This window comes from Kitasatospora sp. NPDC001664 (genome assembly GCF_053596675.1).
The window spans coordinates 292,868-305,819 of record NZ_JBSFGS010000004.1 but is presented as its reverse complement, the minus strand read 5'-3'; the positions used below and the strand labels follow the sequence as shown (position 1 = coordinate 305,819).

The 12,952-nt window shown below is 74.1% G+C and carries 11 protein-coding genes and 1 pseudogene; 6 read left to right on the top strand and 6 right to left on the bottom strand.

The features are described 5' to 3' along the window. Positions 1 to 12: 12 nt before the first annotated feature. The 4 genes and pseudogenes from ACWCYY_RS08435 to ACWCYY_RS08420 form a co-directional block, all read left to right on the top strand. Positions 13 to 744 (top strand): hypothetical protein, encoded by a 732-nt coding sequence (locus ACWCYY_RS08435; RefSeq protein WP_345282411.1) that lies wholly within the window; start codon positions 13 to 15, stop codon positions 742 to 744. A gap of 78 nt (positions 745 to 822) precedes the next feature. Next, positions 823 to 1,731, top strand: a complete 909-nt coding sequence (locus tag ACWCYY_RS08430) for a DegV family protein (RefSeq protein ID WP_449795512.1) — start codon at positions 823 to 825, stop codon at positions 1,729 to 1,731. A 103-nt stretch (positions 1,732 to 1,834) separates the two neighbouring features. Next, entirely contained in the window at positions 1,835 to 2,821 is a 987-nt protein-coding gene (locus tag ACWCYY_RS08425; RefSeq protein WP_449795511.1) for a helix-hairpin-helix domain-containing protein, read from the top strand. Positions 2,822 to 2,905: 84 nt separating this feature from the next. Continuing rightward, positions 2,906 to 4,882 (top strand): annotated as a pseudogene (locus ACWCYY_RS08420) (ComEC/Rec2 family competence protein); the annotation flags it as partial. A gap of 687 nt (positions 4,883 to 5,569) precedes the next feature. On the opposite strand, the gene ACWCYY_RS08415 reads toward ACWCYY_RS08420, so the two are convergent. Both ACWCYY_RS08415 and ACWCYY_RS08410 read right to left on the bottom strand, forming a co-directional pair. Continuing rightward, complete coding sequence (locus ACWCYY_RS08415) at positions 5,570 to 6,421, bottom strand: helix-turn-helix transcriptional regulator (protein WP_345282418.1); 852 nt, start codon at positions 6,419 to 6,421, stop codon at positions 5,570 to 5,572. Positions 6,422 to 6,644: 223 nt separating this feature from the next. Continuing rightward, positions 6,645 to 6,899: a hypothetical protein gene (locus tag ACWCYY_RS08410; protein ID WP_345282420.1), complete on the bottom strand. Its 255-nt coding sequence runs from the start codon at positions 6,897 to 6,899 to the stop codon at positions 6,645 to 6,647. A 66-nt stretch (positions 6,900 to 6,965) separates the two neighbouring features. Between ACWCYY_RS08410 and holA the strand changes: the two genes are divergently transcribed. Continuing rightward, the gene (gene holA, locus ACWCYY_RS08405; RefSeq protein WP_345282422.1) at positions 6,966 to 7,961 is read left to right on the top strand and encodes a DNA polymerase III subunit delta; all 996 of its coding nucleotides are present in this window, start codon (positions 6,966 to 6,968) and stop codon (positions 7,959 to 7,961) included. Between the two features lie 89 nt (positions 7,962 to 8,050). On the opposite strand, the gene ACWCYY_RS08400 is transcribed toward holA, so the two are convergent. The 3 genes from ACWCYY_RS08400 to ACWCYY_RS08390 all read right to left on the bottom strand — a co-directional run bounded on the left by ACWCYY_RS08400 (position 8,051) and on the right by ACWCYY_RS08390 (position 9,793). Continuing rightward, positions 8,051 to 8,770 carry a hypothetical protein gene (locus tag ACWCYY_RS08400; RefSeq protein ID WP_449795510.1) on the bottom strand — a complete coding sequence of 240 codons (720 nt, stop codon included), beginning with the start codon at positions 8,768 to 8,770 and terminating at the stop codon, positions 8,051 to 8,053. A 313-nt stretch (positions 8,771 to 9,083) separates the two neighbouring features. Next, positions 9,084 to 9,341 (bottom strand): 30S ribosomal protein S20, encoded by a 258-nt coding sequence (gene rpsT, locus ACWCYY_RS08395; protein ID WP_345282430.1) that lies wholly within the window; start codon positions 9,339 to 9,341, stop codon positions 9,084 to 9,086. A gap of 146 nt (positions 9,342 to 9,487) precedes the next feature. Beyond that, positions 9,488 to 9,793: an antibiotic biosynthesis monooxygenase family protein gene (locus ACWCYY_RS08390; RefSeq protein ID WP_449795509.1), complete on the bottom strand. Its 306-nt coding sequence runs from the start codon at positions 9,791 to 9,793 to the stop codon at positions 9,488 to 9,490. Positions 9,794 to 9,902: 109 nt separating this feature from the next. Between ACWCYY_RS08390 and lepA the strand changes: the two genes are divergently transcribed. After that, the gene (gene lepA / locus ACWCYY_RS08385; protein WP_345282496.1) at positions 9,903 to 11,774 is read left to right on the top strand and encodes a translation elongation factor 4; all 1,872 of its coding nucleotides are present in this window, start codon (positions 9,903 to 9,905) and stop codon (positions 11,772 to 11,774) included. Between the two features lie 54 nt (positions 11,775 to 11,828). Here lepA and ACWCYY_RS08380 read toward each other — a convergent pair whose 3' ends face one another. Continuing rightward, positions 11,829 to 12,902 (bottom strand): NAD(P)/FAD-dependent oxidoreductase, encoded by a 1,074-nt coding sequence (locus tag ACWCYY_RS08380; RefSeq protein ID WP_449795508.1) that lies wholly within the window; start codon positions 12,900 to 12,902, stop codon positions 11,829 to 11,831. Positions 12,903 to 12,952 lie beyond the last annotated feature (50 nt).

Below are 12,952 nucleotides of genomic sequence, written 5' to 3'. Positions count from 1 at the left end.
AGGTGGCTCGTGATGGACGCGCTCGGCGTGGTGGTCGGCCTCGGTGTGCTCTTCGTGGTCGCGCTGCTGATCATGATCACGGTCGGTGCGGTGAAGGCCGGCAAGGCCGCCGCCCGGAAGCTCTCCCAGCAGGAGGCCAACGCCCGGCGGGCCATCGAGAACGCGACCTTGAAGGCCAAGACCTTCGCCAAGCCCGGGGCGCCTGGCCAGATCTCGGCCGTCCGGCTCGCGCTGCGCACCGCCCTCGACTCCACCCGCAAGGTGCTCGCGGCCGGCCTCGCCGAGGACTCCCAACTCGCCGATTCCCTGCAGCTGTTGACCAGGTTGGACGCCCACGCGGCCGAGCTCGACGGCGAGTTGAAGGCGCTGGAGCTGGAGCCCGACGCCGGGCGGGTGGCCGACAAGCTGCCCGCGCTGCGGGAGCGGGCCGAGCGGATCACGCACGCCGCCGAGTCGATGCGGTGGGCGGCCCAGGACCGGATGCAGCGCTTCGCCGACGACGAGCTGGCGCGGCTCGCGGACGAGTGCGAGACCGAGGCGGGTGCGCTGCGGCACTGGGACGCGGCCGGGCCGTCCTCGGGTGCCTCGGGGGCCTCGGGATCCTCCACCTCGTCGGCTTCTTCGGCCAAGGCGGCCAAGGCGGCCGGGACGGAGCGGAAGGCGATCAGCAACGACCGGCCGGCCACCGCCGAGCAGTTGCTCGGGCTGGCGGTCGACCTGACACAGCGTCTGCGGAAGTCCTGACCTCCGCGGCGGCCCTCTCCAGGGGTTCGGACGTCCCCCGGGTGTCCGTGGCGGGGAGGGGGGAGTAACCTCCGCCTCATGTCCCGCCGCATCGCCCTCCTGACCGACTCCACGGCCTACCTCCCCGAGGAGGCGGTCGACCGGCACCGGATCGCGGTGGTCCCGCTGAGCGTGGTGGTCGGGGGCGAGGTGCTCGCGGACGGCGTGGAGATCTCCCCGAAGGACGTCGCCGAGGCCCTGCGGGCCAAGCAGCGCGTCACCACCTCCCGGCCCAGCCCCGAGACCTTCGCCGAGGCCTACCGGGCGGCGGCCGAGGCGGGCTTCGAGGCCGTCGTCTCCGTGCACATCTCCGCCGAGCTCTCCGGCACCGTCGAGGCGGCCCGGCTGGCGGCCGCCGAGGCTCCGCTACCGGTGGAGGTGGTGGACAGCCGACTGGTCGGGATGGCACTCGGGCACGTGGTGCTGGCGGCGGCGGAGGCGATCGCGGCGCTGCAGGCCGGGGCGGCGGGCGAGGCCGGGGTGGCCGGCGTGGCCGGGGCGTCCGGGAATGTGGCCGCCGACCTCGCGGCGGTGGTCGCGGCGGCATCCGGGCGGGCCGCGCGGACCAGCGGCTTCTTCTACGTGGACACCCTGGAGTACCTGCGTCGGGGCGGCCGGATCGGTGCGGCGCAGGCCCTGCTCGGCTCCGCGCTCTCCGTCAAGCCGCTGCTGCACCTGTCGGGCGGCCGGATCGAGCCCTTGGAGAAGGTCCGCACGGCCTCGCGGGCGATCGCGCGGCTGGAGGAGATCGCTGTGGAGCGCGCGGGTGCGGACGAGGTGGACATCACCGTGCACCACCTCGCCGCAGCCGACCGGGCCGAGCCCCTGGCGGAGCGGCTCCGGGCCCGGGTGCCCGGGCTGCGCGAGCTGACGGTGCTGGAGGTGGGGGCGGTGATCGGTGCCCACGTCGGGCCCGGGCTGCTCGCAGTGGTGGTCGCGCCGCGCTGAAACTCCCTCGATCGAGGGAACTCGGCTGTCCACAACCCCGGGTTTTCCACAGGCTGGTGACGCTCTCTCAACGGGGGCGGCGGCCGCGCCTACGGTCCTGGCCATGAGAACGATGACGCCGGGCGCGGCCCGCCGACGCGAGACCACCGAGACCGTCCGTGGCCGGGTGGCCCACCTCTTCCTGCCCCCGGGGCCGCATCCCGAGGGGGAGCGGGCGGACTCTCCGACGGCGGTGTGGTCCGAAGCCTGGGACACGCCCCTGCCGTCCAGGCCGGCGGCGTCCGTGCGCGGTGGGCCGCCAGGGGAGGGCGAGGCAGCCGGGGGCGGCAGGGTGGTGGGGGAGGGCGGTCTCGTCGGGGAAGGCGGGGCGACGGGGCGTCAGGGGCGGCCGCGTGCCGGGCCGGAGGGTGCCGCGCCCGGGGCCGCCGGTGTGGTCGGGCGTCGGCTCCCGGGGGTCCTGCTGTTCGACCGGCGGGCGGTGGCCGGGCTGACCGTGCTGCTCCTGCTGGCCGTCGGCTACGCCGTGCAGCACTTCTGGCTCGGCCGTCCCGGCCGGGTCGCCGTCCCTGCGGTGGCAGCGGTCGTCGCCGCCTCCGCACCGTCCTCGGTCCGGCCGGGCGTGGGGTCGGGTGCGGGGTCGGGTGCGGGGGCGCCTACTCCGCCGACGGGCCCGACCGTCGTGGTCGACGTCGCCGGCAAGGTCCGCCAGCCCGGCCTCCGTACGCTGCCCAGCGGGGCCCGGGTGGCGGACGCCCTCACCTCGGCCGGCGGCCCGCTGCCGGACACCGTGACCGACGGGCTCAACCTGGCACGGGTGCTCACCGACGGCGAGCAGATCCTGGTCGGCGGCGCCCCGGCCGGCGCCGGTCTTCCGGCCGGGGGAGCCACCCCCGCCGTCGGCCCGCTCAGCATCAACCAGGCCACCCGTGAGCAGCTGGACGCCCTGCCCGGGGTCGGCCCGACCCTGGCCCAGCGGATCCTGCAGCACCGTCAGGAGCACGGCCCGTTCCGCTCCCTCGACCAGCTGCGCGAGGTCAGCGGGATCGGCGAGCGGAAGTTCGCCGACCTCCGCGCCCTGCTCACGCTCTGAGCCCGCCCGCCCGCGTGCGGCCGGCCACCCCCACAACCAGCCGAGCCCAGCTGACCGACCGTCACCGGCCGAGGAGGTGAACCGATGCCCACCACCACAACCGCCGCCCTCACCCGCAGCACCGCCACGGAGTCCGCCGCACCGCCGCCCGATCTGCGCCTGCTGCTCCCCACCGCAGTGGTCTGGGCGGTCACCGCCACCGTGCTGGGCCTCGGTCCGGACCACCGGCCGTACCTGCTCGGGGGAGCACTCCTCCTGGCCGGAGCCGCAGTCCTCGCGCTGCGCAGCCCGCGCCGGGCCGGTGCCCTGCTCGCCGCCGTCCTGCTGGCCGCCGGGGCCGCGGCCGCCGTCACCACCCTGCACACGGCCGACCTCCAGCGCGGCCCGATCCCCGCCCTGGCCGCCAGGGCGGCCGGGCCCGCCGCGACGGACGCCCCGTCAGCTCCCGCCGACCCGGGCCACGTCCCTTCCGCAGCCGTCCCGCCCGTCCTGACCGCGGTCGAGCTCACGGTGACGGGCGACCCCGAGCCCCGCTCCTCACACGCCCGGGGCACCACGCCCGGCCAGGCCCTGTTGGTCGTCGAGGCCACCGTCGACCGGGCCGACGGCACCCGCACCCGAACCCCCGTCACCCTGATCGTCCGCGCCCAGGACGCCGGGGCCTGGCAGAAGGTGGTCCCGTCCACCCGGCTGCGCACCCAGGCCAGGGTGCTGCCCGCCGCCGAGGGGTACCGCAGCACGGCGGCCGCCCTGGTGGTGCAGGGCCGGCCGCAGCTGCTGGAGGGGCCCGGCACCGCCCAGCGGGTGGCGGCCCGGTTGCGGGCCGGACTCCGGGACGCCAGCGACCATCTGCCCACCGACGCCCGGGGACTGCTCCCGGGCCTGGTGGTCGGCGACACCACCCGGCTGCCGCCGGAGCTAGCGGAGGCGTTCCGGGCCACCGACCTCGGCCATCTGACCGCCGTTTCGGGAGCGAACCTGGCCATCGTGCTGGCCGTCCTGACCGGGGCCTCGGCCGCCGCGAGCACCTCCGGCCGGGGCGGGCTGGCCGGGCTCGTCGGCCTCCCGCTGCGCACCACCGCCCTGCTCGGAGCCGTCCTGACGCTGGCCTTCGTGACGGTCTGCCGACCCGAGCCGAGCGTCCTGCGGGCCGCCGCCACCGGTCTGGTCGGCCTGCTCGCCCTGGCCACCGGCCGCCCCCGGCAGGCGCTGCCCGCGCTCGCCTCCGCCGTTCTGGTCCTGCTGCTGGTCGACCCGTACCTGGCGCGCTCCTTCGGCTTCCTGTTCTCCGTGCTCGCCACCCTCGGCCTGCTCACCCTCGGCCCGCGCTGGACGGCCGCGCTCCGGGCCCGGGGCTGGCCCGAGCGGCTGGCCGGGGCCGTCGGCGCCACCGCCGCGGCGCAGGCGCTCTGCGCCCCCGCCACCATCCTGCTGGCGCCCCGGATCAGCCTGGTCGCGATCCCGTGCAACCTGCTGGCCGAGGCGGCGGTGGCCCCGGCCACCCTGCTCGGCTTCGCGACCCTCGTCCTCGCACCGCTGGCCCCGGCGCCGGCCCGGTTCCTGGCCGACCTCGCCGCGGTGCCGACCGGCTGGCTGGCCGCCGTGGCCCGGCGGGGCGCCGCCCTCCCGGGAGCCCAACTCGACTGGCCCGGTGGCCTGTTCGGGTCCCTGTTGCTGGCGGTGGCGACACTGGCCCTGGTCTGGGCGGCCCGCCCGTTCGGCCACCGCAGCCGCCCCCGCACCCTGCTCGCGGCGGTGCTCCTGCCCGCTCTGCTGCTCGCCCTGCTCCGGCCGCCGTCCCTCGTGCGGATGGCCACCGGCTGGCCCCCGGAGGGCTGGCGCTTCGTCATGTGCGACGTGGGACAAGGCGACATGACCGTCTTGCCGGTGCCGGGACAGCCCGGCAGCGCGGTGGTGGTGGACGCCGGGCCCGATCCCACGGCCGCCGACCGGTGCCTCCGCCAACTCGGCGTCACGGCCGTCCCGTTGCTGATCCTCAGTCACTACCACGCGGATCACGCCGAGGGGCTCCCGGGCGTGCTGCGCGGTCGCTCGGTCGGTGCCCTCCAGGTCACCACCCTGGACTCGCCGCCGGGCGAGCGGGCCCGGGTGCTGGCCTGGGCCGCCGCCGCGCAGGTGCCCGTGCTGACCGCACGGCAGGACGAGCGGCGCACCGCCGCTCCCGGCCTCTCCTGGCAGCTGCTCTGGCCCGTCGAGCCGTTGACCCCGGCCACGCCGGGGGCGAACAACGCCAGCATCGCCCTGCTCGCCACCGTCGGCGAACCGCCCGACGCCCTGCGGATCGCCCTGCTCGGCGATCTCGAACCGCCCGCCCAGGCCGCCCTGCGAGCCCGGGCCGAGCTGCCCCGGGTGGACGTCCTCAAGGTGGCGCACCACGGATCGGCCCATCAGGACTGGGAGTTGGCCGCCGCCCTGCACCCCCGCCTGGCCCTGATCTCCTGCGGCGAGGGCAACCCGTACGGCCATCCGTCGGCCCGGACCGTGGCCCAGCTCGCCGCGCTGGGGGCCACCGTCCTGCGCACCGACCGGGCCGGAGCCGTCGCGGTCCTCGGCACCCGCGACACCCTGCACGCCGTCACCCGGGGATCCGGCGCCCCCGCCCGTGGTGCCCCTGTGCACGGCACTCCCGACAGTGGCACCCCCGCTCACGGTGCCCGTGCTGACGGCACCCCCGCCCCCGCTCACGGGGCCGACGGTGACGGTAGCGGCGTGCAGGGTGCCGCAGGGTCACCCGGCGGGGCTGAACCGCTCCGTCCCCACCACCCGCAGCAGCTCCAGGTGGTTGATGTCCGCGGTTCCGGGCGGCGGCGTGAAGATCAGCAGTCGCTGGTCCTCGCCGGGTGTGAGCAGTGTCTGGCAGTCGAGGTTGATCGGCCCGATGGCCGGGTGGTCGACCCGCATCCGGCTGGTGCGCCGGACGGCCACCTCGTGCAGCTCCCAGAGCTCGCGGAACTCCTCGCTGGCCTCGGAGAGCCGCTGCACCAGCGCGGTCGAGGCCGCGTCCCCGGCCCGGCGGGCCACCGCCGCCCGCAGGTCGGCGACGTGCACCCGGCCGAGCCGGTCGTGCTCGTCGGCCGGGTAGGCGGCCCGGACGGTGGGGTCGGTGAACCAGCGCCAGACCACGTTCCGCTGGTCCTCCCGGATCGAGCAGACGGTGCCGAAGAGGGCGCTGGCCATGTCGTTCTGGGCCAGCACGTCACCCAGGTCGCTGAGCAGTTGGGCCGGGGTCTCCTTGAGCTGGTCGAGCAGGTAGAGCAGCCCGGGCTGGATGAAGGTGCCGTACTGGCGCCCGGCCGGCGGCCGCTGGCCGGCCAGCAGGTAGAGGTGGTCGCGCTCGTCCTCGCTCAGCCGCAGCGCCCGGGCCAGCGAGGCGAGGATCTGCGGCGAGGGCTGCGGGCTGCGGGCCTGTTCCAGCCGGATGTAGTAGTCGGCGGACATCCCGGCGAGCTGGACGACCTCCTCGCGCCGCAGCCCGGGGGTGCGGCGCCGGGAGCCGGCCGGCAGGCCGACGTCCTGCGGGTTGATCCGCTCACGGCAGCGGCGGAGGAAGTCGGCGAGTTCGCGGCGGTCCATGTCCATGCGGTCCATGATCGCGGCTCGGCTGACGGGGTGCCAGGGATTCCCGGTCCCACCCTGGTTGGGCCGGCGACGGCCGGGTCGGAGCCCTGGTCGGCGCTCCGGCGGGCGCTTCGGCGCGTGGCCTCCCCGGCGGCCCCCGCCGAGGGGCGGGGGCCCGACCGGGTGGGGCCGGAGCGACGGGTGCCGGTGCGGTGGGGGCCGGTGCGGTGGGGAGTGCCGAGGCTCAGGCCTCCTCCCGCCAACCCTCCTGGTCGGTGGCCAGCTCGTCCAGGGCGCGCAGCTGAGCCGGGGTCCAGCCGTCCTCGGGGGCCTCCACGGCCACGACCCACTGGGCGTCCTCGGCGTCGTCCTCGCCGGCCAGGGCGTCCCGGGCCACCTCGATCTCGCCCAGGTCGGGCCAGCGGGCGGAGAGTTCCTCGGCGACCTCGTCGGCGGCGTCGCGGTCGGGGAACACAAGCAACTGTCGGGTGTCGTTCATGGTCACGGGGACCATTGTGCACAGCCGTCGGGATGCTGTCGGCAGCGCATGCGATCCTGGTAGGCGATGGCCAGGAAGAGTGCACCCGATGACCTGCTCGCCCCGCTGACCCTCGCGGTCGGCCAGGAGGAGCTGCTGCTCGACCGCGCGGTCGCGGCGGTGGTGGCCGCGGCCAAGGAGGCCGATCCGGACACGGACGTGCGGGACCTCCCTCCGGGTGGTCTCCAGCCCGGTGGCCTGGCCGAGTTGACCACCCCCTCGCTCTTCGCGGAGCGGAAGGTGATCGTGGTCCGCGCCGCCCAGGACCTCTCCGCCGACTCGGTCAAGGAGGTCAAGGCGTACCTGGAGGCCCCCGCCGAGGAGGTCATCATGGTGCTGGTGCACGCCGGCGGGGCCAAGGGCAAGGGTCTGCTGGACGCGGGGCGGAAGGCCGGCGGCCGCGAGGTGGCCTGCGCCAAGCTCACCAAGGCGGGCGAGAAGCTGGCCTTCGTCAAGAACGAGTTCCGCACCCTGGGCCGGTCGGCCACCCCGGAGGCCTGCCAGGCGCTGCTCGACTCACTCGGCAGCGACCTGCGTGAACTGGCCGCCGCCTGCAGCCAGTTGACCTCCGACGTCGAGGGGGCGATCGACGAGACGGTGGTCGCCAAGTACTACAGCGGCCGGGCCGAGGCCACCGGCTTCGAGGTGGCCGACCTGGCCGTCACCGGCCGGGCCGCCGAGGCCCTGGAGCGGCTGCGCTGGGCCCTGGCGGTAGGCCAGCCGCCCACCGGCATCACCTACGCACTGGCCTCCGGCGTCCGCTCCATCGGCCGCCTCGCCACCGCCGGGCGGAACATGCGCCCGGCCGACCTGGCCCGCGAGCTCGGCATGCCGCCCTGGAAGGTGGACCGGGTCCGCCAGCAGATGCGCGGCTGGACGGGCGACGGCGTGGCCGCCGCCCTGACCGCCGTCGCCCAGGCGGACGCGGCCGTCAAGGGCGGCTCCGACGACCCGGCCTACGCCCTGGAGCGCGCCGTGGTCGCCGTGGCCCGCGCCGCCCGCGCGGGCGCCCGCCCGTACTGACGGGCCCACCACCGACCGCCGCTGACGGTCGTTCGGCCCGCCCTTCACCGCGCGGCCCGGTCCTCCGCCTCCGCTGAGGCGCCACCGGATCAGACGCTGCTCTGCCCCAGGGCGCGCAGCAGGTCCCGGCTGTCCATCAGCAGCGCCTGCCGGATGGTCTCCCGGTCCGGTTCGACGCCCTTGCCCTCCTGGTAGGAGCCGGACCAGCTGAGGTAGTAGGTCAGCGCCCCGTCGCGGACGTAGAGCACCTGGGTGAGGTAGTGCCAGCTCCGGTCCGAGCTGCTGCGGTCGTCCAGGAAGCCGACGTAGGCCTGCTCGCCCAGCTCCGGCACCTCGGTGATCTGGTAGTGGCGCTGCCGCAGCCCGGACTGCTGGGCCTCGAACTCGGCCCGCGGGTCGACCCGCCGGTGCAGCTGGGCCTGCATGTAGAGGGAGGAGTACTCCGTCTCGCCGGCGCTCTTCTTCAGGTACTTGCTGCAGTACATGTCGTCCAGCGCCGCGTGCCGGGTCGAGTAGTGGTACGGCGTGCCGGACTGCGCGGGGTACAGCTGGGAGAAGCGGTTGAGCTTCGCGGTGGTGCACAGGTCGTCGACCACCCGGTAGGCCTTGAGGTCCGGCGCGAGCCCGTCCGGCAGGGCGACCAGGCCCGGCACGGTGAGCACGGCGGCGGCCCAGATCGCCGAGGCCAGTGCGGCGCCGGCGGCGCCCCAGACCAGGTGCCGGCGACTGCGGCGCGGCGGGCGCCGGTAGGGCGGCGGTGGTCCGTACGACCGGTCGCCGTCCGTCCGGGTCGGTACCTGATGCGTCATCTGATGAGCCCCCAAACCGGGATCCGCACGGAGCGCGTCGCACGAACCATATCGGTGACCAGGGCATGGCAGAACGTGAGGGAGCATCAGGTCCGCCCCCGGAAGGGCCCCGGGAACGCCGACAGGCGCCGCGGCCGGAGCCGCGACGCCTGTCGCTGTACCGCACCCGCGTGGCGAACGCAGGCCGCGTGCGGTACGGAGTCACTACGCCTCACGTGTTCCGGGTAGAGGGCCGGAAGTTGACGCGAGGGGAGTTGGGCGGCGGAGGCGGGTAGAGGGCCGCCGGTCACGCCACCCGGGGGGTGCCGTCAGATCAGGCCGCGACGAGCTTGGTGATCGCGGACTTCTTGTTGGCGGCCTGGTTCTTGTGGATGATGCCCTTGCTGGCGGCCTTGTCGAGCGCCTTGGAGGCGACCTTGGCCAGCTCGGCGGCCTTCTCGGTCTCGCCGGCGACAGCGGCCTCACGGGCCTTGCGCAGGGCGGTCTTGAGGGAGGACTTGACGGCCTTGTTGCGCAGGCGCGCCTTCTCGTTGGTCTTGTTGCGCTTGATCTGGGACTTGATGTTCGCCACGAAAGTGCCTCAGCTTTTGTCTGGAAGTTGAACGGGTCGCACCCGGCGGGCAGCTGAGAGGGCATACCTGTGCCGAGTGCAGCGGCCAACGCTACCAAAGCCCCCGCGCGCCCCCCAAACCGGCCGGGCCGTGACCGCGTCCGCGGCTACGCCGTGAGCAGCGCCTCGCCGTAGTGCTCGACCTCGGGGAACGGCTCGTAGAAGTGGTGCAGCAGCCGGCGCCACTCCTGGTACTCGGCCGAGCCGCGGAAGCCCTCGGTGTGGTCCTCCAGGGTCTCCCACTCCACCTGGAGCAGGAAGCGGGAGCCGCGCCCCTGGTCCAGGCAACGCCGCAGCTCCAGCGAGCGGAAGCCGCGCTGCACGGCGATCAGCGGGCGGGCCTCGGCGAAGGCGGCCAGGAAGGCCTCCTCCTGGCCGGGGCGGACGTCGAGCAGGGCACTCTCCAAGATCATGGCCCCTGATCCTGCCCCAGCGGGAGGAGTTGCGGAAGAGCTGAACGGCGGGCCGCACCGCGGCCGTGGGAGGATGGACGGAATCACATCGACCGCCCCGAGGACCAAGGTGCCCGCGATCCCGAGCAACGTGCCAGAGCCCAGCCGTACCGACCCGGCGCTGATCCGCAACTTCTGCATCATCGCCCACATCGACCACGGCAAGTCGACGCTCGCCGACCGGATGCTGCAGATCACCGGCGTGGTCGACCCCCGGCAGATGCGCGCCCAGTACCTCGACCGGATGGACATCGAGCGCGAGCGCGGCATCACCATCAAGTCCCAGGCGGTCCGTCTGCCGTGGGCGCCGAAGACCGGTGACCAGACCGGTCAGACGCACATCCTGAACATGATCGACACCCCGGGCCACGTGGACTTCACCTACGAGGTGTCCCGCTCGCTCGCCGCGTGCGAGGGCACCATCCTCGTGGTGGACGCCGCCCAGGGCATCGAGGCGCAGACCCTCGCCAACCTGTACCTGGCGCTGGAGAACGACCTCACGATCATCCCGGTGCTGAACAAGATCGACCTTCCGGCCGCCCAGCCGGAGAAGTACGCCGCCGAGATCGCGCACATCATCGGCTGCGAGCCGGAGGACGTGCTCAAGGTCTCGGCCAAGACCGGCCTCGGCGTCGAGGAGCTGCTCGACCACATCGTCGAGAAGATCCCGGCCCCGGTCGGCGTCAAGGACGCCCCGGCCCGCGCGATGATCTTCGACTCGGTCTACGACTCCTACCGCGGCGTGGTCACCTACGTCCGAGTGGTCGACGGTCAGCTCACCAAGCGCGAGCGGATCGCCATGATGTCGACCGGTGCCACCCACGAGCTGCTGGAGATCGGTGTCATCTCGCCCGAGCCGAAGGTCGCCGACGGCCTCGGCGTCGGTGAGGTGGGCTACATCATCACCGGTGTGAAGGACGTCCGGCAGTCCAAGGTCGGTGACACGATCACCTCGATGCACAAGGGCGCCACCGAGCCGCTGGGCGGCTACAAGGACCCGCGTCCGATGGTGTTCTCCGGCCTCTACCCGCTGGACGGCTCGGACTATCCGCTGCTGCGCGACGCGCTGGACAAGCTGCGCCTCAACGACGCCGCCCTGGTCTACGAGCCGGAGACCTCGGTCGCGCTCGGCTTCGGCTACCGCTGCGGCTTCCTCGGCCTGCTCCACCTGGAGATCATCCGGGAGCGCCTGGAGCGCGAGTTCAACCTCGACCTGATCTCCACCGCGCCGAACGTGATCTACCGCGTGGTGATGGAGGACGGCACCGAGCACACCGTCACCAACCCGAGCGAGTTCCCCACCGGCAAGCTGGCCGAGGTGTACGAGCCGGTGGTGCGCGGCACCATCCTGGCGCCGAACGACTTCGTCGGCGCGATCATGGAGCTCTGCCAGGCCCGCCGCGGCAACCTCCAGGGCATGGACTACCTCTCCGAGGACCGGGTCGAGCTGCGCTACACCCTGCCGCTGGCCGAGATCGTCTTCGACTTCTTCGACCAGCTGAAGTCCAAGACCCGCGGCTACGGCTCCTTCGACTACGAGCCGATCGGCGAGCAGAGCGCCAACCTGGTGAAGGTCGACATCCTGCTGCACGGCGACGCGGTGGACGCGTTCTCCGCCATCGTGCACAAGGACAAGGCCTACAACTACGGCGTCATGATGGCCGGCAAGCTCCAGAAGCTGATCCCGCGTCAGCAGTTCGAGGTGCCGATCCAGGCCGCCATCGGCTCCCGGGTGATCGCCCGCGAGACGGTCCGCGCCATCCGCAAGGACGTCCTCGCCAAGTGCTACGGCGGTGACATCTCCCGCAAGCGCAAGCTGCTCGAGAAGCAGAAGGAGGGCAAGAAGCGCATGAAGATGGTCGGCCGGGTGGAGGTCCCGCAGGAAGCCTTCATCGCCGCGCTCTCCACCGACGCGGACGCCCCCAAGGGCGAGAAGAAGTAGTCCCGCGGTCAGCGCGAAGGGCCCCCTCCCGGCGGGAGGGGGCCCTTCGGCGTCTCAGCGCAGGCCCTTGATGATCACCTTGAGGATCAGGCTCTTGGTCCAGCGGCCGAGCGCGCCGGTCAGCACGGTGTCGCGCATCGAGTCGTCCGGGTGGACCAGCTGCACCAGCCCGTCCCGGCGGCCCAGGCTGATGCACTGGAGCTGGTACTTGAAGGCGAAGGGCTTGGCGGTCCGCCCGGCCAGCAGGTCACCCAGGTAGCCGCCCTGCGGCAGGGCCGAGACGCAGCCCATCCGCAGTTCGCCGACGCCCTCCACCCTGACCTGGGCGGCGTCGCCGACCACGTGCACGTCCGGGTGCGAGACCGAGCGCAGGTACTCGTCCACCACCGCCCGGCCGTCGGGGGTGACCGCCAGCCCGGCCTCGGCGGCCAGCTCGCGGGGCTCGAAGGCGGCGGCCCAGGCGACCAGGTCGGCGTCGATCGCGCCCTCGTCGGTGCGCACCCCGGCGGCGGTCACGGCGGTCACCGCGCGGCCCTCGTGCGCCTCGACGCCGAGCCGCTCGAAGACCCGCCGCACGTGGGCCCGGCCCTTGGCCGAGAGGTGGTGGCCGACCGGGGTGGCCGAGACGACGCGGACCTTCCAGGCGGGGTGGGCCTCGGCCAGCTCGGTGGCCAGCTCGATGCCGGTGAGGCCGCCGCCGACCACCGCGACGGTGCCGGGCTTCGCGGCCGCCCTCATCCGGGCGGCCAGCTCGGCGGCCCGCTCGGCCGGGTAGGCGTGCTCGGCGGCGCCGGGGACGCCGTGCCAGGCGGTGCGGCTGCCGAGCGCGTACACCAGGGTGTCGTACGAGAGCACCTCGCCCGAGTCCAGGAAGACCTTGCGGCCGTTCAGGTCCAGCTCGGTGGCGAGGGCCTGCTTGTGGGTCACCTGACGGTCCGCCAGCACCTCGGCCAGCGCGGGGCGGTGCTCCGGGTGGCCGGCGAAGGTCTCGTGCTGCCGGACCCGGTTGAGGAAGCGGGCCTCGGGGGCGACCAGGGTGACCCGGTGCTTCTTGCCGGCCCGGGTCGCCGCCGACAGGCCCGCGTAGCCGGCGCCGATCACGACGATGTGCTGCTGCTGGGTGGTCATCCCGTCCTCCTGCGGAGCGCTTCTGGTTGCGTACGGCAGGAGGACGGGAC